The organism is Streptomyces sp. NPDC047042 (assembly GCF_040644035.1).
Lineage (GTDB): Bacteria > Actinomycetota > Actinomycetes > Streptomycetales > Streptomycetaceae > Streptomyces.
In genome coordinates, this window is record NZ_JBEYVP010000033.1 from 54,309 (window position 1) to 74,917 (window position 20,609).

Consider the following 20,609-nt stretch of genomic DNA (forward strand, 5'->3'; position numbering starts at 1 on the left):
ACGCCGGGCACCCGCTGACGAGACGTCACAGGCTCAGCTCCGGGTGCAGCCGGTCCAGGGTCCACACTTGCTTGCGGCGGGCCGACACGGCGGTCAGCGCCAGGGCGCCGGCCGTGAACGCCGCCAGCACGGCACACGCCTGCCACACCGGCCCGAGCCCCCCGCCGGTGATGAGCCTGCGCAGCGCCTCGACGACATGACTCATCGGCATGAACGGGTGGATCGCGTTGAAGAAGCCGGGGCTGGTCTGCACGGGATAGGTGCCGCCCGCGGACGTCAACTGGAGCATCAGGAAGGCGAGTACGAGGATCCGTCCTGCCGGTCCGAAGCGTGCGTTCAGCCACTGGACGATCGCCGCGAAACACGCGGTGACCAGGAACAGGAAGCCGACTGTCCCCGCCGCCCGCACCATCTCCAGGCCGATCGCCCAGTGCAGTACGGACATCAGGGCCACGGTCTGGAGCACGCCCAGGGCGGCCACGGGGAGCCAGCCCGCCAGGGTGATGCGCCACGCGGAGGCGCCCGCGGCGAGCGCGCGCCGGTTGAGCGGCGGGATCAGCATGTAGGCGACCATCGCGCCCACCCACAGCGACAGCGGGATGAAGTAGGGGGCGAATCCGGTGCCGTAGTTGGGTGCCTTGTGCAGGTCCTTGGACGCCAGTTGGACCGGGTCGGCCATCACCTGGGTGCGCGCGTCACGGTCCTGCCGGTCGTAGTCGGGGATCCGCCCGGCGCCCTCGTGCAGTCCGCCGGCGAGCTTTCCGGAACAATCGGCGAGCTTGAACATGCCTCCGGAGAGGTCGTCGGCGCCCGTCCTGAGCTCCTGGACGCCCGTGTCCAGGGCGGTGGCGCCGGTCCTGGCGGTGGAGAGCCCGGTGTGCAGCTTCCGCGCTCCCGCGGCCACCTGGGCCGCCCCCGCGTTGAGCCGGTCGACCTTCCGGACGGCGTCGTCGAGGTCCTCGGCCAGGCGCGGGGCGCGGTCGGCGAGCGACTGGGCCTGCTTCTGCAGCGTGGCCAGTTGCCGGTCGAGGCGGTCCAGGTCGCCGTTCTGGTCGGCGACCAGGGTGTTGACGTCGTCGGCGACCGTCGCCACGTCCGCCGCCGCCTTCCTGGCCTTCTTCAGGTCGGCGCACGCGGCGTCGGGCAGCACCGCGCGCTCGCAGCGCGCCCGGTAGACGCCGTCCAGGGTGGTGGAGGCCGTGTGGGCGCCCTTGGCGGCGACCGGGGCGGCCTTCACCAGGGTGCCGAGGTTGCGCCGGACCGTACCGGCCGAGTCGGCGACGAGCTGGGCGGCGTCCCCGATCGTCTTCTCGTTGTCCTCGAGGAAGGGCCCGAGCCGGTCCGAGACGCCGTGCACCCGGTCGGCGAGCGTCTGCGTGCCCGCGGCGACCTGCCGTGAACCGTCGGCGAGGTCGCCCGCGCCCGTGTCGAGCTTCTTCAGCCCCCGGACCAGCTTGCCGCTGCCCGCCTCGGCGTCCTTCAGCCCGTCGGCGAGGTCCTTGGACCCTCTCTCGGCCTTGCCGATGCCGCCCGTGAGGGTGTCGGCGCCCTCGGCGGCCTTCACGGTCTGCCCGTGGATGTCGGAGAACGAGACGAAGATCCGGTCCAGGAACGACCGCGACGCCTTCGTGGAGGCCGCCGTACGCACCTCGCCGAAAACCGTCCGGGAGATCTGCCCGACGATGTAGTTGTTGGCGTCGTTCGTCCGCACCTGGAGCGCGCCCGTCTCCGGGGAGTCGCCCGAGCTGGAGGCGATCCGCGCACTGAAGTCGGCCGGCATGGTCAGCGACAGGTAGTACGTGCCGTCCTCGACGCCCTTGCGCGCCTCGGCCGCACTCACCTCGTGCCATTCGAAGGTGTCGCTGTCCCGCAGCCCCTTCACGATGTCGGCCCCGGCGGTGAGCTTCTTCCCGGAGACGCTCACCCCCCGGTCGTCGTTCACGAGCGCCACGGGGATGCGGTCGAGCCTGCCGTACGGGTCCCAGAAGGACCACAGGTACAGGGCGCCGTAGAGCAGCGGCAGCAGCAGGAGCGAGGCCAGGGCGGCTCGTGGGAGCCTGCCCCGGCGGAAGCGCCTGAGCTCAAGCGCGGCCAGTCTCGGGGAGCGCATCCACCGTCTCCTTCTCCTGAGTCCCGATCTCGTGGGTTCCGGTCTCGTGCGGTTCCCGCGCGCGCGGGAACGCCGACACGGTCGATACGGCGACGGCCCCTTCGGGCGCCTCGCTGCACACGGCGACGACGGTCGTCCCGGCCTCGGCGACCGACCGCAACATGGCCCACACCTCGGCCCGTTCGGTGTCCGACAGCTTGAGGTCCGTGTCGTCCACGCCCAGCAGCCGGGGCCCGCCGACCAGCGCCAGCGCCACGGACAGCCGCAGCGCCTCCAGCCGTTCCAGATCGCGTACGGCCGTCCGGGAGCCCTTGGGCAGGGCCTCCAGGTCGAGCCCTGCCGCCGTCAACGCGGTGGTGACCCGCTGCCTGTTCTCGGCCAGCCGCTCCGCCCGTGGCCGCAGCAGCCCCCGCAGGGAACCGCCGAACCGGCGCTGGAGCAGCGCCCGTTCGCGCAGGTGCTCCCCGACGGTGAGGGCGGGTTCGAGGTCGGTGATCCCGGGCACGTGCGCGAGCGCGCTCGCGTGGCGCACCGCCGCCAACTGCTTGGGCAGGCTCCACCCGCCGACCTCGGCCGAGCCCTCGGTGGCCCTCATCCGGCCCGTGAGCGCGAGCAGCAGGCAGGTGCGTCCGGACCCGGACGGCCCCTCCAGCGCGATCAGCGAACCGGGTTCCGCGTCGAAGGACACCTCACGGAAGACCCAGCCGCGAGGCCCCTTGAGCCCGAAGGCCCGGGCGGTCACCCCGAGTCCGTGGGGACTCTCCACGTGTCCGTCTCCCTCGTGAATTCTTTGAACTGACTGGTCAGTGCAAAAGATAGCTCGAACCTTCGATCGAAGCAAAAGACCAGGTCAGAACGGATTGTCAGTGGCATACCGCACGATGGGCACATACGGCACCTCCCGTCGGGACGTGCCGTCACACAGACGACAGGAGGTTCGTCATGGCCAGCTCGAACGCAGCCGCCGCCCCACGGCGCCGCGCCCCCGGCCCTGCCCCCTCACTGACCGGGCCGGCGGGAGACGTGCACCCCGTGCTCCGCCGGGCCACGGCCCCGCCCGCGGCCCTCGACCTGCTCGCCCAGGCCCGCGCCGGACTCGACGAGGCGGCCGTCCTGGAGACCGCGAACGAGCGGTACGCCACCGCCCATCTCGCCGCCCTGCGCACCGCGGCCGCGGTACTCGCCGCCCGGGGCCGCCCCGAACCCACCCCAAGGCGCCGGGCACGCATCCGCAGCGCCTGGGAGGTGCTCCCCGAGATAGCTCCCGAACTCGCCGAGTGGAGCGCGCTGTTCGCCTCCGGTGCCCGCCGCCGCGCCCGCGCCGAGGCCGGCATCCAGGGCGCCGCGAGCAGCCGCGACGCCGACGACCTGATCCGCGACGTGGCGATGTTCCTGCGCCTCGTCGAGCGGATGCTCGTCCTCCAGCCGGTGCTGCCCCAGCCGCGCCACGACCCGGACAGGCCCCCGGGGACGGCCCGGGACAGGGACCGGGACGTCCCTGACGCGGGCTGAGGCGGATGCCCGGGTACGTCACCGGAGGCAATAGGGTGGTGGGGAAGTCGCAGCCTTTCCGCAGCCCACCGGGGCCGGGGAGGCGCCCCGTTCCCTCCGCCCCGACCAGGCGGCGCCGCGCCGAGGAGTCACCTGCCGTGTCGAACCCGACTCGCCCCCGCGCCTCTCTCCGTACCGCAGTCGTCTGGGAGGTCCTCCAGGACGCCCTGGAACGCCGCGTCAAAGCCACGGGGCGCGAGTCGCTGGACGTCCTCGACACCGGCGGCGGCAGCGGCAACTTCGCGGTGCCCGTCGCCCGCCTCGGCCACCGCGTCACCGTCGTCGACCCCAGCCCCAACGCGCTGTTCGCGCTGGAGCGCCGGGCCGCCGAGGCCGGAGTCGCCGACCGCGTCCGCGGCGTCCAGGGCGACGCGCACGGCCTCTTCGACGTGGTCGAACGCGGTGGCTACGACGCGGTGCTCTGCCACGGCGTCCTGGAGTACGTGGACGACCCCGCCGAGGGCGTCCGCAACGCGGTGGCCGCCCTGCGCTCCGAGGGCGTCCTCAGCCTGCTCGCCGCCGGTTTGGGCGGCGCCGTGCTGGCCCGGGCCCTCGCCGGGCACTTCAAGGAGGCCAGGCAGGCCCTCGACGACCCGAACGGCCGCTGGGGCGAGAGTGACCCCGTGCCCCACCGCTTCACCGCCGAACAGCTCACCGGGCTGGTCGAGAGCGCCGGTCTGCGCGTGGGCGCCGTGCACGGCGTACGGATCTTCGCCGACCTGGTGCCCGGCGTCCTCGTGGACACCGAGCCCGGCGCCCTGGACGCGCTGCTGAAGCTGGAGGCCGCGGCGGCCGAACAGGCCGCGTTCCACTCCGTGGCCACCCAGCTTCATGTGCTCGGTGAGACGCCGGGGGCCATCGAGGCGTGAGTCACCTCCGGTGGCGGAGCGCTGATCAGGGGCTCGGCCGCAGATGGAGTACGCCACAGGCCCCCCGATCGGACGCCCGGAGCCGTATGATCGAGGGAGACCGCCCGCATGACGGCCGGGTTGCTGGGGAATGAAGGCCTCAGTGAGCCGGACGGCCATGGCGGATTCCGGTTGCCAATTGGCGTAGAGGGGCGGGTTTCACGGGGGCGATTCCCTGCCTATCCTGAAGGGGACCCCCGGTCGCCCCGGCGACTGCACGAATGAGGAGGACTCCGTGCCGCTCTCGGAGCACGAGCAGCGAATGCTCGAGCAGATGGAGCGAGCGCTGTACGCCGAAGATCCCAAGTTCGCGACAGCGCTTGAGGGAAGCGGGCTGCGCACGTACACCCGGCGACGGGTCTACCAGGCGGTCGCGGGCTTCCTCGTAGGTATCGCGCTCCTCATGGCCGGAATGGTCGCACAGCAGATTTGGGTCAGCGTGGTGGGGTTCCTCGTCATGCTGGGCTGTGCGGTATTGGCTGTGACGGGTTGGCGCAAGGCTCCCAAACCGGGTGAACAGCCCGCCGCGGGTGCCGCCCCCGGAGCCCCGCACGCTCGCCGACAGGGTCGGCAGCGGCGCTCCATGATGGACCGCATCGAGGAGCGCTGGCAGCGCCGGCGCGACGAACAGCAGGGTGGCCAGTAGCCCTTCGGGCCGCAGTTCCCCGAGTTGTGACCGCAGGACGTGAAACGGCGGTGGCCCGGAACCCTCAAGGGTTCCGGGCCACCGCCGTGTTCGGCCGCCGTGCCGTCAGCTCTGCTGGCCCCACGGCTTGCGCAGGGCCGGCCTCGCCGCCACGACCCGCTCACCGAGCGCGGACCAGCGCGCCGACAGCGCCCACACCACACGTACGGTCGAACGCGGGACGAACAACGCCCGCAGCCGCGTGCCCCGGCCCACCGAGGCGCGCAGGGCGTCCGTGACCCGGCGCACGTCCTCCGAGAGCCCCGCCGTCGGACGGGGAGTCGGCGCGTACAGGACCTGCTCCACGGCGTCCGCCACCCGGTGCACGGATTCCGCCGCCGCCGGATCGAGAGCGCCGAGGCGCACGATCCGGGCCGCCGCCTTGCGGGGCGTCTGGGACTCCTCCGGGCTGATGCCGAAGTCCCAGGCGGTGTCGGTCAGTTCCTGCCAGGCCGAGAGCGCGTGCACCGTCGCGTCGGCGTCGGCGCGGCCGTGCGCCCCGAGCCGTACGCCACGGATCCGCAGCCGCCACAGCATCGGCAGCAGCAGGAGCGCCAGCACGGCGAGCGCGCCCAGCGTCCACCCCAGTTCCGGGGACCACCAGCCGCTGTCCTCGTCCTGACCCAGTGCCGTCTGCGCGGACTCGCTCGCGCAGCCACCGTCCAGCCGCCGCTGCGCCGCCGTGCAGGTCTCGCTCGCCGAAGCGGAGTCGGACGGCGCGACGGTCGCCTGCTGGGAGGGCTCGTCCGGGTTCGGGATGGTGCTGGGCGTCTGGGACTGCGTGTACTCCGGCACCGAACCACGGGTCGGGGTCGGCTCGAAACGGGTCCAGCCGACGCCCTCGAAGTACAGCTCCGGCCAGGCGTGCGCGTCGCGCAGCCCCACCGAGATCGTGCCGTCCGGCTGCGGGGTGCCCGGCGCGAAGCCCACCGCGACCCGGGCCGGGATGCCCAGCGTGCGGGCCATCGAGGCCATCGCGAAGGAGAAGTGGACGCAGAAGCCCTCCTTGTCCCTCAGGAACCGCGCGATCGCGTTGGAGCCGCTGCCGACCTGCACCTGGGTGTCGTACCGGAAGCCGCCGCTCACCGCGAAGTAGTCCTGCAGCTTGACCGCCTGCTCGTAGGCGTTCACCGAACCGGCGGTGACCTCGCGCGCGGTGCGCGCCACGATCGACGGCAGCGACTCCGGGACCTGGGTGAACTCGCGCACCAGCGCCGGGTCCGGCTTCGGTGCCTCGGCGAGCTGCTGCGCCGTCGGCTGCACGTCCAGGCTCGTCACCGTGTACTGCGCGCCGCGGGTGTTCTGACCGTGGTCACCGACGAGAGTGCGGCCCACGGGCTCGAAGCGCCAACTGCCGTCGATCTTCACACCGGTCGCGGGGTACGGCATCGGGAGCCAGTCCTGGGCGTACCAGTCCGCCGCCGAGATGGACGTCGTGATCTCGGTGCGCCGTACGTCCACCCGCAGGCCGACCGGCGTCGGGAACGTCTTGGGCACGTCCTGGATGTGCCGCTGGGACGGCTTCCACGCGGTGCCGTCGAAGGAGTCCAGCGAGACGATCCGCAGGTACATGTCCTGGGTGTCCTCGCTGCTGCTGCGCACGGACATGACCTGGCGGTCCTCGTTGACGTTCAGACTGTCGCGGAGTGACACCAGCGGGTTCACGGCGGAGATCGTGCCGCCGTTCCCACTGCCAGAACCCACACCGCCGCCCGCGGCGCCCAGCAGTCCGCCGTCGAGCGAGGGCAGTGCCAGCGGCACCACCAGGGCGACGCCCAGCGCGACCGCGCCGATCCGCCGCCCCGTGCGGACGGGGGCGATCGCGCCGCCCGCCGACTGTTCGCCGGGGGCGCGTGGTGCGCCGCCGAAGACCCGGCCCCACTGGGAGAGCCGGTCCCGGCCCTCGGCCAGCAGCAGCATCAGATAGCCCGCCGCGGCCAGCAGGAACCACACCCAGGCGCCGCCGCCGTCGGCCAGCCCCGCAGCGACCGAGTACAGCGCGAGAAGCGGCAGCCCGGCCGGAGCCGCGCTGCGGAACGTCACCGCGAGGGTGTCCACCATGAGCCCGATCAGCAGCGCACCGCCGACCAGCATCAGCCGTATGCCGTCGGACAGCGGCGCGGGAATCGCGTACCGCCCGACGTCGTCCGCGCCGCTCTGCAGCAGGGTGCCGAACTGCTGGAAGGCGTCCGGGCCCGGGATCAGACCGAAGAAGGCCTCCTCGCGGACGAAGACCAGGGTCAGCAGGACGAGGGAGACGAGAAGCTGCGCCGCCACCGTCAGCGGCCAGGCCAGCGGGACCCGACGGGCCCCCGCGCCGACGACCGTCTGGATGCCCAGCAGGAAGGCCACCTGGAGCAGCCAGCTCACGTCCTCGACCAACGGCAGCAGGGCACACGCCGCCAGCATCGTCGCCACCCAGGCGCACAGCGCCAGTCGTGCGCGCCCGCTCATGACCGTCCCTCCCCGCCGCTGAGGGCACCGAGACCGGAACGTTCCCGGTCCGCCTGGCGCCACAGGTCGCTCATCGCGGCCCCTCGCGGTACCCGCACCGCCGTCCAGCCCGCCTCGCGCAGCATCCGCAGCGACTCCTCGCCCGGGTCCTCGGGACCCGGCACATCATGGGGCTCCCGCACCCAGGTCTCACTGTCCAGCACGAAGGCGATCGCCCCGCCGCTGCGCTGGCGCATCTTGGCGGCCACCGCGGCCTGCTCCTCGTCGAGATCGCCGAAGAACGCCATCAGCAGCCCCTCGCCGCCGGCACGCAGCACGTCGTACGCGCGGGAGATGTCCGTGCCGTCCGAGTGGTCGATCACCGCGAGCGTGTCCATCATCAGTCCGGCCGCGTCCGCCGACTCCTGGCTGGCGCCCGCGAAACCCTCGGCGCCCTCACCGGGCACGGAGTTGCCCGTGTCCGTCAGCAGCCGTACGGAGAAGCCCCGTTCGAGCATGTGGACCAGGACGGACGCGGCGCCCGACACCGCCCACTCGAAGGCCGAGTCCGGGCCCGCGCCCAGATAGGCGATGCCCCGGGTGTCGAGGAGCACCGTGCAGCGGGCGCGCTGCGGCTGCTCCTCGCGGCGCACCATGAGCTCGCCGTAGCGGGCCGTGGAGCGCCAGTGCACGCGGCGCAGGTCGTCGCCGTAGCGGTACCCGCGCGGGATCACGTCGTCCTCGCCGGCCAGTGCCAGCGAGCGGTGCCGTCCCTCGCCGTACCCCTTGGCCTCGCCGGTCAGCCGCGCCGGCGGCAGGGTCTCCACGCGCGGGATCACCGTCAGGGTGTCGTACGTGGAGAAGGAGCGGGTCAGTTCGCACATGCCGAACGGGTCGGTCAGGCGCAGCTGGAGCGGGCCCAGCGGATAGCGTCCCCGCAGGTCGGAGCGGACCCGGTAGGACACCTCGCGGCGCCCGCCGGCCTCCACCCGGTCGAGGACGAAACGCGGACGCGGGCCGAGCACGTACGGCACCCGGTCCTGGAGCATCAGCAGGCCCGTGGGCAGCCGCGAGACGTTGTCCATCCGGAGATGGACGCGGGCCTCGGCGGCGGCGGGCACGCGCGCGGGGGAAAGCCGGCGGCTGCCGGCCACCCGGTAGCGCGTGCGGTACAGGACGGTCGCGCAGACCAGCGGGAGTACGGCGAGCAGCACGCCCACCCGCAGCAGATCGCTCTGCCCCAGGACGTACGCGCAGATGGCGGCGGCGACCCCGGCGGCCAGGAAGGAGCGCCCTCGGGTGGTGAGGCCGGCCAGCGCCGTACGCACGCCGCCCTTGTCGCTCTGGTCGTCGTCCTCGGGGTGCCCCGGCGCCTCTGCGCTCATCCAAGCCTCCGCGGCGGCTGCTGGCCGAAGTCGGGCGCGGAGCGGCCCATGCCGAAGCCGCTCTGCTGCTGGGGCGCCGCGGGCACCGCGGTGCGCTGCAGGATCTCCTGGACGACCTGCTCGGAGGTCCGGCGGTTGAGCTGGGCCTGCGCGGTGGGCAGCAGACGGTGGGACAGGACGGCCACGGCGAGGGCCTGGACGTCGTCCGGCAGCGCGTAGTCCCGGCCGCTGAGGGCGGCGGAGGCCTTCGCGGCGCGCAGAAGATGCAGGGTGGCGCGCGGTGAGGCGCCGAGTCTGAGATCGGGGTGGGTGCGCGTGGCGGCGACCAGGTCCACCGCGTACCGCCGGACCGCCTGCGCGACGTGCACGTTGCGGACGGCCTCGACGAGCTTCACGATGTCGTGCGCGTGGGCCACCGGCTGGAGGTCGTCCAGCGGGGAGATGCCGCCGTGCACGTCCAGCATCTGGAGTTCGGCCTCCGCGCTGGGGTAGCCGATGGACACGCGGGCCATGAAGCGGTCGCGCTGTGCCTCCGGGAGCGGGTAGGTGCCCTCCATCTCGACCGGGTTCTGGGTGGCCACCACCATGAACGGGCTGGGCAGCTCGTAGGTCTGGCCGTCGATGGTGACCTGGCGCTCCTCCATGGACTCCAGAAGCGCGGACTGGGTCTTCGGCGAGGCACGGTTGATCTCGTCGCCGATCACGATCTGCGCGAAGATCGCCCCCGGTTTGAACTCGAAGTCGCGGCGCTGCTGGTCCCAGATGGACACACCGGTGATGTCCGAGGGCAGCAGGTCCGGCGTGAACTGAATGCGCCGCACGGAACAGTCGATGGACTTGGCCAGCGTCTTCGCCAGCATGGTCTTGCCGACGCCGGGGACATCCTCGATCAGAAGATGCCCCTCGGCGAGCAGCACGGTCAGCGAAAGCCGTACGACCTCAGGCTTGCCCTCGATCACTCCCTCCACCGAACTGCGGACTCGTTCCACAGTGGCGGTCAGATCAGTGAGGCTCGCTCGATCGTCATAGGTCGTCACACGGCCCTCCTCGGCCCGTTCTTTCTCCGGGCCGACGCCTGCGAATGCGGACCGGCCCACCCCGAAACACGGACACCACACGGAAAAAGTTCCGCGCGACGCCACACCCGCATTCTTGTTGCCGTTACCGGTTCGTGTCACTCGCCTGTGGATAACTGGCAGGGGTATGTCTGATTTTCAGGGCTTTTCAGCCCTGAAGTGAAGGGTAAATTTCGTAGAGACATACGTACGGATGGGCGGTCCGGTTCGGTCAGGCGGGATCGATCTCGCGCAGCAGGCCCGACTTCACGTCGAAGACGAAGCCGCGGACGTCGTCGGTGTGCAGGAGGAAGGGGTTGGTGCGCACGCGCTGCATCGACTGGCGGACGTCCTGGTCGACATCGCGGAAGGCCTCAACCGCCCACGCCGGACGCTGTCCGACCTCGGCCTCCAGCTCCTGCCGGAAGTCCTCGGTGAGGGACTCCAGGCCGCAGCCGGTGTGGTGGATGAGTATGACGCTGCGGGTGCCGAGCGCCCGCTGGCTGATGGTGAGGGAGCGGATCACGTCGTCGGTGACCGCGCCGCCCGCGTTGCGGATGGTGTGGCAGTCGCCGAGCTCCAGGCCGAGCGCGGCGTGCAGGTCGAGACGGGCGTCCATGCAGGCCACGACCGCCACCTTGAGCACCGGGCGGGCGTCCATCCCCGGGTCGGTGAAAGCGGCCGCGTACTGCCCGTTCGCGTCGACGAGGCGGTCGATGACGCTGTCGGTGGTGGCTATGGCGCCTTCGGGTCCGATGGGAACTGATGCGGAAGTCGTCATAGGCATGACGGTACTGGTCACGCCCGTTCCGGGCCCGCTGTGAGAGGGGACAAAGAACATCAATGAGTGTTGTTGTGAGGTAACCCACACGGGTGGTGTGAGTGTGCCCCTACGGGTGATTGTGGCGGAATTGCGGCTTGCCGGGCAGGGCCGTCCGACGCGCAGGCCGGTTGATTGACCGCGCGACACCGTGGACTAAAGTGACGCGAAGCGGGAGCCGAGACTCCCTGCTGGATTGTTTGATCCCCCGCGTGCGCGGCGCGTACGTACGGCTCGGCCTCCTCCCGCTCCCGGTCGGCTGACGCTTTTGGCGCCGGCGGGCCCGCCTTCTTCGAGCGGCCCGGGATCCGGTGGTGCGTAACGGCCGGCCCGACCTGAGAGGGCCCCTTGAGCCAGAGTCGACATGTCCCGGTGATGCTCCAGCGGTGCCTGGACCTGTTGGCCCCCGCACTGGAGCGGCCCGATGCGGTCGTCGTCGACTGCACCCTCGGCCTCGGCGGCCACAGCGAGGCACTGCTCGCCCGTTTCCCCGAGGTCCGGCTGGTCGCCCTCGACCGTGACAAGGAGGCCCTGCGCCTCTCCGGGGAGCGACTCGCCCCCTTCGGCGCGCGGGCCGACCTGGTGCACGCGGTCTACGACGAACTGCCCGACGTACTCGACCGGCTGGGCCTGTCCAAGGTCGACGGAGTCCTGTTCGACCTCGGCGTCTCCTCCATGCAACTCGACGAGGCCGACCGCGGGTTCGCCTACGCCCAGGACGCGCCCCTCGACATGCGCATGGACCAGACGACCGGCATCAGCGCCGCCGAGGTCCTCAACACCTACCCCGCCGGTGAACTCGTCCGGATCCTGCGGGCGTACGGCGAGGAGAAGCAGGCCAAGCGCATCGTCTCCGCGGTCGTGCGCGAACGCGACAAGGAGCCCTTCAGCAACAGCGCCCGGCTCGTCGAACTGATCCGCGACTCGCTGCCGCAGGCCGCCAAGCGCACCGGGGGCAACCCCGCCAAGCGCACCTTCCAGGCGCTGCGCATCGAGGTCAACGGTGAACTGACCGTCCTGGAAAGGGCGATCCCGGCCGCGGTGAAGGCGCTCGCGGTCGGCGGCCGGATCGCCGTCCTGTCGTACCACTCGCTCGAAGACCGGCTGGTCAAGCAGGTTTTCGCGGCCGGCGCCGCCAACACGGCGCCCCCCGGACTGCCGGTCGTGCCCGAGCGCTACCAGCCCCGGCTCAAGCTGCTCACCCGTGGTGCCGAACTTCCCACCGAGGAAGAGGTCGCCGAGAACCGGCGAGCCGCCCCGGCGCGACTGCGCGGGGCTCAGCGCATCAGGGAGGACGCCGAGTGAGACGTACGGAGGGGACGGCGGGGGAGCGGGAGACCCGGAGTCGCCGGGCGGTGAGCGGGCAGGCGCGTGGGAAGAACCGACTCGCGGGGAGGGTGAGTGAGTAGCAGACCCGAACTCAGGGGCCGGGCCGCCCGACTCGCCAGGCTCTTCCCCGCGGGACCGGGACAGGCCGCCCGTACCCCCTTCGTCCTGCTCGTCGTCTTCCTGCTGGGCGGCGGACTCATCGGGCTCCTCGTACTGAACTCCGCGCTCAGCGAAGGCGGGTTCCGGCTCGACGACCTCCAGAAGGACACCAAGAGCCTCACCGACGAGGAACAGGCGCTCCAGCGGGACGTGGACGCCTACGCCGCGCCCGACGCCCTGCAGCGCCGGGCCAAGCAGCTCGGCATGGTGCCCGGCGGCGACCCGGCCTTCCTCGACCCCGACGGCACCGTCAGGGGCGTCCCGGAGGCGGCGGAGCAGGCGGAACAGGCCGCACTGAGGATCCCGGAGCTGATCCCGCCGCAGGTGAACACCCCCGAGCCGGCGCTCGGCCCGACGCCCACCTCCACCCCGACTGCCTCGCCGGCCCCTGGCTCCACCCCGTCCGCCGCCCCCGGGACGCCGGCCGCTCAGCCGACGACACCCACGCCGACCCCCTCCGCGTCGGTGTCCCCGGCGCCGGTGCCCGCAGGCGCCCCCGCTCTCTCCTCCACGACCCCCGGCAGGTGACGGAAGTGTCCGACAGGGAACCGCCGCGCCGCCGGGTGCCCGCCCCGGCCAGGTCCGCCCGCCCCGGAGCCCCCCGGCGTCCGGGCCCAGGCGCCCGCCCCGCCCGTCGTCCCGTCGCCGGCCGCCCCACCGGGCCGAAGGTCATCCGGCTCGGCAGCCCCCGGCCCCGGCTGCGCATGGTCAGCCTCGGGCTCGCCCTGGTGATGATCGCCTTCGTCGTACGGCTGCTCCAGGTGCAGGCCGTCGACGCGAGCGTGTACGCCGCCATGGCCGAGCAGAACCGGTATGTCGGCCGCACCCTGGCCGCCGAACGCGGCGAGATCACCGACCGCAACGGCGTCGAACTGGCGACCAGCGTGGACGCGTACGACATCACCGCCGACCCGACGATGTTCACGCCGAAGAGCACGAAACTGCGCGACGCCCCCGAGCAGGCCGCCGCTCTCCTCGCCCCGATCCTCGGGCAGGACGCGGGCGACGTCGCCAAGAAGCTGAAGACGCCGAACACGCGCTACACGCTGCTCGCGCACCGCCGGACCCCGCAGGTGTGGACGCAGATCAAGGACCTGAAGTCCACTCTGGCCGCCAAGTCCGCAACCGACCCGACCACCGTCAACGTCCTCGCCGGTGTGCTGGCCGTGCCCGCGAGCAAGCGTGTCTATCCGAACGGCGGACTGGCCGCCGGACTGCTGGGGTGGGTCAGCGCCGACGGCAAGGGCGGCGGCGGCCTCGAACAGCAGCTGAACGGGGAACTGGCGGGGAAGGACGGCAAGATCCGGTACGCGCAGTCGGGGGGACGGCAGGTGCCCACCGCCGATTCCACCGAGACACCCGCCGTGCCCGGTTCCGACGTCGAACTGACCATCGACCGCGACATCCAGTGGGCCGCCCAGAACGCCATCACCGAGCAGGTGAAGGAGTCGAAGGCGGACCGCGGGTACGTGATAGTGCAGGACACCCGCACCGGCCAGATCCTGGCCATGGCCAACTCGCCCGGCTTCGACCCCAACGACCTCACCAGGGCGAACCCGGACGCGCTCGGCAACGCGGCCCTCCAGGACGCCTACGAGCCCGGTTCCACGGCCAAGGTCATGTCGATGGCCGCCGTGATCGAGGAGAACGTCGCGACGCCCGCGACACATGTCGTCGTGCCCAACCGGCTGCACCGGGGCGACCGGCTCTTCAAGGACGACATCGACCACCCGACCTGGTACCTCACGCTCAACGGCGTGCTCGCCAAGTCCAGCAACATCGGCACCATCCTGGCCACCGGCCAACTCGGCAAGACGCAGGCGCAGTCCAACCAGGTCCTCTACTCTTACCTGCGCAAGTTCGGCCTCGGCAGCTACAGCGGACTGGACTTCCCCGGCGAGACCAAGGGCATCCTCGCGCCGCCCGACCAGTGGTCGACCTCCCAGCAGTTCACGATTCCTTTCGGCCAGGGCGTCTCCCTCAACGCGATGCAGGCGGCCTCCGTGTACTCGACGATCGCCAACGGCGGCGTCCGCGTGGAGCCGACCCTGATCCGGGGCACCAAGGGCGCCGACGGCAGGTTCACCCCCGCCGCCGCGCCCAAGAAGACGCGGGTCGTCAGTGCGACGACGGCGAAGACCCTCGCCAAGATGCTGGAGTCCGTCGTGGACGACGAGGAGGGCACCGGCACCAAGGCGCGCATCCCCGGCTACCGGGTGGCGGGCAAGACGGGTACGGCGAACCGCGTGGATCCGGCCACCGGCCGCTACCACGGCTATACGTCGTCGTTCGCCGGGTTCGCCCCCGCCGACAACCCGCGCATCACCGTCTACTGCGCCATCCAGAACGCCACCAGAGGCAGCTACTTCGGAGGTCAGATCTGTGGCCCCATCTACAAGGAGGTCATGGAGTTCGCCCTGAAGACCCTTCAGGTGCCGCCCACCGGGGCCAAGGCCGCGAATCTCCCCGTGACCTTCACACCCTGATCAGCACGGAAACCAGCCAGGAAACTTGCTCGTGACGACGAACTCACCCGACCCGGGGCACAGCACCCCGGCGCACACCCCGCCCGCGCCCTCACTTCGCTCGTCCGGGGGTGCGCCCGGTACGCTCACCGCCGTGCCACACGCTGATCAGTACCAAACCACCCAGAAGGGCGTTCCTGTGACATATCCGGGGCCGCCAAGGCCGGTTCGCGTCTCCGCCACACCCCTCGCGGAACTCGCCGGACAACTGGGTGCCCCGCGGCCCCAGACCACCCAGGACGCCGGAATCACGGGCATCACGCACGACTCCCGCGCCGTGCGCCCCGGCGACCTGTACGCCGCCCTCCCGGGCGCCCGGCTGCACGGCGCCGACTTCGTGACGCAGGCCGCCGGCCTCGGCGCCGCAGCCGTGCTGACCGACCCCACGGGCGCCGAACGCGCCGCCGCCACCGGACTTCCGGTGCTGGTGGCCGACGACCCGCGCGCGCGGATGGGCGAACTGGCGGCCACGATCTACGGCCGCCCGGGGCGCGACCTGCTCCAGATCGGCATCACCGGCACCTCCGGCAAGACCACCACCGCCTACCTCGTCGAGGGCGGCCTCAAGACGGACCGGGCCACCGGACTGATCGGCACGGTCGAGACCCGCATCGGCGACGAGCGCATCAAGTCCGAACGCACCACACCCGAGGCCACCGACCTCCAGGCCCTGTTCGCGGTGATGCGCGAGCGCGGGGTCGAGGCGGTCGCCATGGAGGTGTCCAGCCACGCGCTGGTCCTCGGCCGGGTCGACGGCTGCGTCTTCGACATCGCCGTGTTCACCAACCTCAGCCCGGAACACATGGAGTTCCACTCCGACATGGAGGACTACTTCCGGGCCAAGGCGCAGCTGTTCACTCCCGAACGCAGCAAACTCGGCGTCGTCAATTACGACGACCCCTACGGCCGACGCCTCGCCCAGGAGGCCACCGTCCCGGTCGTCACCTTCTCCGCCGAGGGCCACCCGGACGCCGACTGGCGCGCCGAGAACGTCCAGGTCGGCCCGATGGACTCGACGTTCACGGTCGTCGGCCCCAAGGACCAGCGGATCGGCGCGCGGGCGCCGCTCGCCGGCACCTTCAACGTCGCCAACACCCTCGCCGCGATCGTCGCCCTCGCCGAGGCCGGGCTCGACCCGCAGACCGCCGCCGACGGCATCGCCGCCGTACCGGGAGTGCCGGGACGCCTCGAACGGGTGGACGTGGGCCAGCCGTATCTCGCGGTCGTCGACTACGCGCACAAGACGGACGCCGTCGAATCGGTGCTGCGCGCGCTGCGCAAGGTCACCGAGGGCAGCCTGCACGTGGTGCTCGGCTGTGGCGGCGACCGGGACACGACCAAGCGCGCCCCGATGGGCGCCGCCGTGGCCAGGCTCGCCGACACCGCCGTACTGACCTCCGACAACCCCCGTTCCGAGGACCCCCTCGCGATCCTCGCGACCATGCTCCAGGGGGCGGCCTCCGTGCCCGCCCACGAGCGTGGCGAGGTCCAGGTGTTCGAGGACAGGGCCGCGGCCATCGCCGCCGCCGTGGCCCGCGCGCGGCCCGGGGACACCGTGCTGGTCGCCGGCAAGGGCCATGAACAGGGCCAGGACATCGCCGGGGTGGTTCGTCCCTTCGACGACCGCCAGGTGCTTCGCGAAGCTATCCAGCAGACCCAGGGATGAACTTGTGATCGCCCTCTCTCTCGCCGAGATCGCAGCAGTCGTCGGCGGGCAGACGCACGACATACCGGATCCGTCGGTCCAGGTCACCGGACAGGTCGTCAGGGACTCCCGTGAGGTGGAACCCGGCAGCCTCTTCGTCGCCTTCGCCGGCGAGCGCGTCGACGGCCACGACTTCGCGGCCGCGGTCGTCGAGGCGGGCGCGGTCGCCGTACTGGCCTCCCGGCCGGTCGGCGTGCCCGCGATCGTCGTGGACGACGTCCAGCGGGCGCTGGGCGCCCTCGCCCGGCACGTGGTGCGCAAGCTCGGCGCGACCCTCGTGGCCCTCACCGGCTCCGCGGGCAAGACCAGCACCAAGGACCTGATCGCCCAGGTGCTGCGGCACAAGGCGCCGACGGTCTTCACACCCGGCTCGCTCAACAACGAGATCGGGCTGCCGCTGACCGCGCTGAGCGCCACCGAGGAGACCAGGTTCCTGGTCCTGGAGATGGGCGCCCGCGGAATCGGTCACATCCGCTATCTCACCGAGCTGACGCCTCCACGGATCGGCCTCGTCATCAACGTGGGCACCGCCCACATCGGCGAGTTCGGCGGCCGTGAACAGATCGCACAGGCGAAGGGTGAACTCGTCGAGGCGCTCCCCGCCGAGGCCGACGGCGGCACCGCGATCCTCAACGCGGACGATCCCCTCGTACGGGCCATGGCGGCTCGAACAAAGGCGAAGGTGATCTTCTTCGGAGAGTCCGGCGAAGCGGACGTACGCGCCGAGAACGTGCGACTCACGGACAGGGGACAGCCCGCCTTCAGGCTCCACACACCCTCCGGTGCAAGCGACGTGACCATGCGCCTGTACGGTGAGCACCACGTGTCGAACGCGCTCGCCGCCGCCGCCGTCGCCCATGAGCTGGGCATGTCCGCAGACGAGATCGCCACCGCGCTCTCCGAGGCGGGCTCCCTCTCCCGCTGGCGGATGGAGGTCACCGAGCGCCCGGACGGCGTGACGATCGTCAACGACGCCTACAACGCGAACCCCGAGTCCATGCGAGCGGCTTTGCGCGCGCTTGCCGCCATGGGTCAGGGGCGTCGTACGTGGGCGGTGCTCGGCAAGATGGCCGAGCTCGGGGACGAGGCGCTCGCCGAGCACGACGCGGTCGGACGGCTGGCCGTCCGGCTCAATGTCGGCAAGCTCGTCGCGGTCGGGGGCAGGGAAGCGTCCTGGCTCCAACTGGGCGCATATAACGAGGGTTCGTGGGGTGAGGAGTCGGTGCACGTGTCCGACGCACAGGCGGCTGTCGACCTGTTGCGCAGCGAGCTGCGCCCGGGGGATGTCGTGCTCGTGAAGGCGTCCCGGTCGGTCGGGCTGGAAAGCGTGGCGCAGGCGCTTCTGGCGACCGGTGCCGAGGGTGAGGTTTCCGCCCGATGATGAAGCAGATCCTGTTCGCAGGAGTCATTGGCCTCTTCCTGACCCTGATCGGCACCCCGCTGCTGATCAAGCTCCTGGCCCGCAAGGGCTACGGTCAGTACATCCGCGACGACGGCCCGCGCGAGCACCACGCCAAGCGCGGTACGCCGACGATGGGCGGTATCGCCTTCATCCTGGCGACGATCGCCGCGTACTTCCTCTCCAAGGTCTTCACCGGCCTGGGAGAGGCCGACACGCCCCCGCCGACCTTCTCGGGCGTGCTGGTGATCGGCCTGATGGCGGGCATGGGCCTGGTCGGCTTCCTGGACGACTACATCAAGATCGTCAAGCGCCGCTCGCTCGGCCTGCGGGCCAAGGCGAAGATGGCGGGCCAGCTCGGCGGCGGTATCGCCTTCGCCGTCCTGTCACTGCAGTTCGCCGACAACCGCGGCAACACGCCGGCCTCGACGAAGCTCTCCTTCGTCCAGGACTTCGGCTGGACGATCGGCCCGGTGCTGTTCGTCGTCTGGGCGCTCTTCATGATCCTGGCGATGTCGAACGGCGTGAACCTGACGGACGGTCTGGACGGCCTCGCCACCGGCGCCTCCGTCCTCGTCTTCGGCGCGTACACGTTCATCGGCGTCTGGCAGTTCCAGGAGTCCTGCGCCAACGCGCAGACCCTGACCAACCCCTCCGCCTGTTACGAGGTACGAGATCCACTCGACCTCGCCGTCGTCGCCTCGGCCCTGATGGGTTCCTGCCTCGGCTTCCTGTGGTGGAACACGTCACCCGCCAAGATCTTCATGGGCGACACCGGTTCGCTGGCCCTGGGCGGCGCGCTGGCCGGCCTCGCGATCTGCTCCCGTACGGAACTGCTGCTGGCGCTCCTCGGCGGCCTGTTCGTCCTGATCACCATGTCGGTGGTCATCCAGGTCGGCTCGTTCCGCACGACCGGCAAGCGCGTCTTCCGCATGGCGCCGCTCCAGCACCACTTCGAACTCAAGGGGTGGTCCGAAGTCCTTGTCGTGGTCCGCTTCTGGATCATCCAGGGCATCTGCGTGATCGTCGGACTGGGCATCTTCTACGCGGGATGGGCGGCCGGAAAGTGACCTCCGGGCAGGGTGGCGACTGGGAAGGCATGCGGGTCACCGTCGCGGGCCTCGGCGTGAGCGGCATCAGCGCCGCCCGCGCCCTGGCCGCCCTCGGCGCCCGGGTCACCGTCGTGGACGGCGGGGACTCCGAGGCCCACCGGGAACGCGCGGCGGCCCTGGAAGGCGTCGAGGTACGCCTCGGGGACGCGGAGGCCCTGCCCGAGGGCACCGAGCTCGTCGTCACCTCGCCCGGCTGGAAGCCGAGTTCACCGCTCTTCGCGGCGGCGGCCGAGGCGGGCGTGGACGTGGTCGGCGACGTCGAGATCGCCTGGCGGCTGCGCGGCCCCGATGCCGCTCCCTGGCTGGCGATCACCGGCACCAACGGCAAGACGACCACCACCCAGATGCTCGCGTCGATCCTGCGCGCGGCAGGCCTGCGTACGGCCGCCGTCGGCAACATCGGCACGCCGATCATCGACGTCGTCCTCGGCGACGAGCCGTACGACGTCCTGGCCGTCGAACTCTCCAGCTACCAGCTGCACTGGGCGCCCTCCCTGCGCGCCCACTCCGCCGCCGTCCTCAACCTCGCCCCCGACCACCTCGACTGGCACGGCTCCATGGAGGCGTACGCCGCCGACAAGGGCCGTATCTACGAGGGCAATCGGGTCGCGTGTGTCTACAACGTGGCCGACAAGGCGACCGAGGACCTGGTGCGCGGCGCGGACGTCGAGGAGGGGTGCCGTGCCATCGGGTTCACGCTCGGTGCGCCCGGACCGTCCCAACTCGGCGTCGTGGACGGCATCCTGGTCGACCGCGCGTTCGTGGAGAACCGGCAGCGGAACGCCCAGGAGCTGGCCGAGATCTCGGACGTCAACCCGCCCGCCCCGCACAACATCGCCAACGCCCTTGCCGCGGCTGCCCTCGCCCGTGCCTTCGGGGTGCCCGCGAAGGCGGTCCGGGACGGCCTGCGGGCCTTCACCCCGGACGCGCACCGCATCGCGCACGTGGCCGACGTGGACGGCGTCGCGTACATCGACGACTCCAAGGCGACCAACACCCACGCGGCCGAGGCCTCCTTGGCGTCGTACGAGTCGATCGTGTGGATCGCCGGCGGACTCGCCAAGGGCGCGACCTTCGACGAACTCGTCGCCAAGTCGGCAAAGCGACTTCACGGGGTGGTGCTGATCGGTGCCGACCGTGCGCTGATCCGCGAAGCGCTCGCGCGACACGCGCCGGAAGTACCCGTCGTCGACCTCGACCGGACCGACACTGGGGCGATGCGAGCGGCTGTTCAGGAGGCCCGGCGGTTGGCTGCGCCGGGCGACACGGTGCTGTTGGCCCCGGCCTGTGCCTCCATGGACATGTTCGCCAACTACAACAAACGCGGTGACGCGTTCGCGCAGGCGGTTCGCGAACTCGGTGAGGGGACCTGACGGTCGGTCTTCGGCCGTCGTGCCTTTCGGTCGCCTTGGAGGGACGCGTGAGGTCGGATA

16 protein-coding genes are annotated in these 20,609 nt (G+C 71.5%); 10 read left to right on the forward strand and 6 right to left on the reverse strand.

Features of this window, described 5'->3' with window-relative positions; genetic code table 11:
• Nucleotides 1-25: 25 nt before the first annotated feature.
• Together ABZ855_RS33575 and ABZ855_RS33580 are read right to left on the reverse strand one after the other, a co-directional pair.
• Nucleotides 26-2,110, reverse strand: a complete 2,085-nt coding sequence (locus tag ABZ855_RS33575; RefSeq protein WP_360813300.1) for a YhgE/Pip domain-containing protein — start codon at nucleotides 2,108-2,110, stop codon at nucleotides 26-28.
• Complete coding sequence (locus ABZ855_RS33580) at nucleotides 2,082-2,876, reverse strand: ATP-binding cassette domain-containing protein (RefSeq protein ID WP_360813301.1); 795 nt, start codon at nucleotides 2,874-2,876, stop codon at nucleotides 2,082-2,084. The genes ABZ855_RS33575 and ABZ855_RS33580 overlap by 29 nt, the downstream gene beginning before the upstream one ends.
• A gap of 176 nt (nucleotides 2,877-3,052) precedes the next feature.
• Between ABZ855_RS33580 and ABZ855_RS33585 the strand changes: the two genes are divergently transcribed.
• From ABZ855_RS33585 to ABZ855_RS33595, 3 genes are all read left to right on the forward strand, one after another.
• Nucleotides 3,053-3,622 (forward strand): SAV_6107 family HEPN domain-containing protein, encoded by a 570-nt coding sequence (locus tag ABZ855_RS33585; RefSeq protein WP_360813302.1) that lies wholly within the window; start codon nucleotides 3,053-3,055, stop codon nucleotides 3,620-3,622.
• Between the two features lie 137 nt (nucleotides 3,623-3,759).
• Entirely contained in the window at nucleotides 3,760-4,530 is a 771-nt protein-coding gene (locus ABZ855_RS33590) for a methyltransferase (RefSeq protein WP_360813303.1), read from the forward strand.
• Between the two features lie 274 nt (nucleotides 4,531-4,804).
• Nucleotides 4,805-5,215, forward strand: a complete 411-nt coding sequence (locus ABZ855_RS33595) for a DUF3040 domain-containing protein (protein ID WP_318321074.1) — start codon at nucleotides 4,805-4,807, stop codon at nucleotides 5,213-5,215.
• Between the two features lie 105 nt (nucleotides 5,216-5,320).
• On the opposite strand, the gene ABZ855_RS33600 is transcribed toward ABZ855_RS33595, so the two are convergent.
• From ABZ855_RS33600 to ABZ855_RS33615, 4 genes are all read right to left on the reverse strand, one after another.
• Nucleotides 5,321-7,708 (reverse strand): DUF3488 and transglutaminase-like domain-containing protein, encoded by a 2,388-nt coding sequence (locus ABZ855_RS33600; RefSeq protein WP_360813304.1) that lies wholly within the window; start codon nucleotides 7,706-7,708, stop codon nucleotides 5,321-5,323.
• The gene (locus ABZ855_RS33605; RefSeq protein WP_360813305.1) at nucleotides 7,705-9,072 is read right to left on the reverse strand and encodes a DUF58 domain-containing protein; all 1,368 of its coding nucleotides are present in this window, start codon (nucleotides 9,070-9,072) and stop codon (nucleotides 7,705-7,707) included. Before ABZ855_RS33605 ends, ABZ855_RS33600 begins: the two co-directional genes overlap by 4 nt.
• The gene (locus tag ABZ855_RS33610; protein WP_319199511.1) at nucleotides 9,069-10,109 is read right to left on the reverse strand and encodes a MoxR family ATPase; all 1,041 of its coding nucleotides are present in this window, start codon (nucleotides 10,107-10,109) and stop codon (nucleotides 9,069-9,071) included. The genes ABZ855_RS33605 and ABZ855_RS33610 overlap by 4 nt, the downstream gene beginning before the upstream one ends.
• A gap of 250 nt (nucleotides 10,110-10,359) precedes the next feature.
• The gene (locus ABZ855_RS33615) at nucleotides 10,360-10,914 is read right to left on the reverse strand and encodes a carbonic anhydrase (protein ID WP_360813306.1); all 555 of its coding nucleotides are present in this window, start codon (nucleotides 10,912-10,914) and stop codon (nucleotides 10,360-10,362) included.
• Between the two features lie 381 nt (nucleotides 10,915-11,295).
• Between ABZ855_RS33615 and rsmH the strand changes: the two genes are divergently transcribed.
• From rsmH to murD, 7 genes are all read left to right on the forward strand, one after another.
• The gene (gene rsmH, locus ABZ855_RS33620) at nucleotides 11,296-12,252 is read left to right on the forward strand and encodes a 16S rRNA (cytosine(1402)-N(4))-methyltransferase RsmH (RefSeq protein WP_360813307.1); all 957 of its coding nucleotides are present in this window, start codon (nucleotides 11,296-11,298) and stop codon (nucleotides 12,250-12,252) included.
• Between the two features lie 96 nt (nucleotides 12,253-12,348).
• Nucleotides 12,349-12,963 (forward strand): hypothetical protein, encoded by a 615-nt coding sequence (locus ABZ855_RS33625; RefSeq protein ID WP_360813308.1) that lies wholly within the window; start codon nucleotides 12,349-12,351, stop codon nucleotides 12,961-12,963.
• A 5-nt stretch (nucleotides 12,964-12,968) separates the two neighbouring features.
• On the forward strand, nucleotides 12,969-14,921 hold the full coding sequence (locus tag ABZ855_RS33630; protein ID WP_360813309.1) for a penicillin-binding protein 2: 1,953 nt from the start codon (nucleotides 12,969-12,971) through the stop codon (nucleotides 14,919-14,921).
• Between the two features lie 31 nt (nucleotides 14,922-14,952).
• Nucleotides 14,953-16,626 carry a UDP-N-acetylmuramoyl-L-alanyl-D-glutamate--2,6-diaminopimelate ligase gene (locus tag ABZ855_RS33635; protein ID WP_360813310.1) on the forward strand — a complete coding sequence of 558 codons (1,674 nt, stop codon included), beginning with the start codon at nucleotides 14,953-14,955 and terminating at the stop codon, nucleotides 16,624-16,626.
• Nucleotides 16,627-16,630: 4 nt separating this feature from the next.
• Nucleotides 16,631-18,046 carry a UDP-N-acetylmuramoyl-tripeptide--D-alanyl-D-alanine ligase gene (murF, locus tag ABZ855_RS33640; protein ID WP_360813311.1) on the forward strand — a complete coding sequence of 472 codons (1,416 nt, stop codon included), beginning with the start codon at nucleotides 16,631-16,633 and terminating at the stop codon, nucleotides 18,044-18,046.
• On the forward strand, nucleotides 18,046-19,134 hold the full coding sequence (gene mraY, locus ABZ855_RS33645) for a phospho-N-acetylmuramoyl-pentapeptide-transferase (protein ID WP_360813360.1): 1,089 nt from the start codon (nucleotides 18,046-18,048) through the stop codon (nucleotides 19,132-19,134). The genes murF and mraY overlap by 1 nt, the downstream gene beginning before the upstream one ends.
• Nucleotides 19,131-20,549, forward strand: coding sequence for a UDP-N-acetylmuramoyl-L-alanine--D-glutamate ligase (gene murD, locus ABZ855_RS33650; RefSeq protein WP_360813361.1), 1,419 nt, complete (start codon nucleotides 19,131-19,133; stop codon nucleotides 20,547-20,549). Before mraY ends, murD begins: the two co-directional genes overlap by 4 nt.
• The last annotated feature ends 60 nt before the right edge of the window (nucleotides 20,550-20,609 follow it).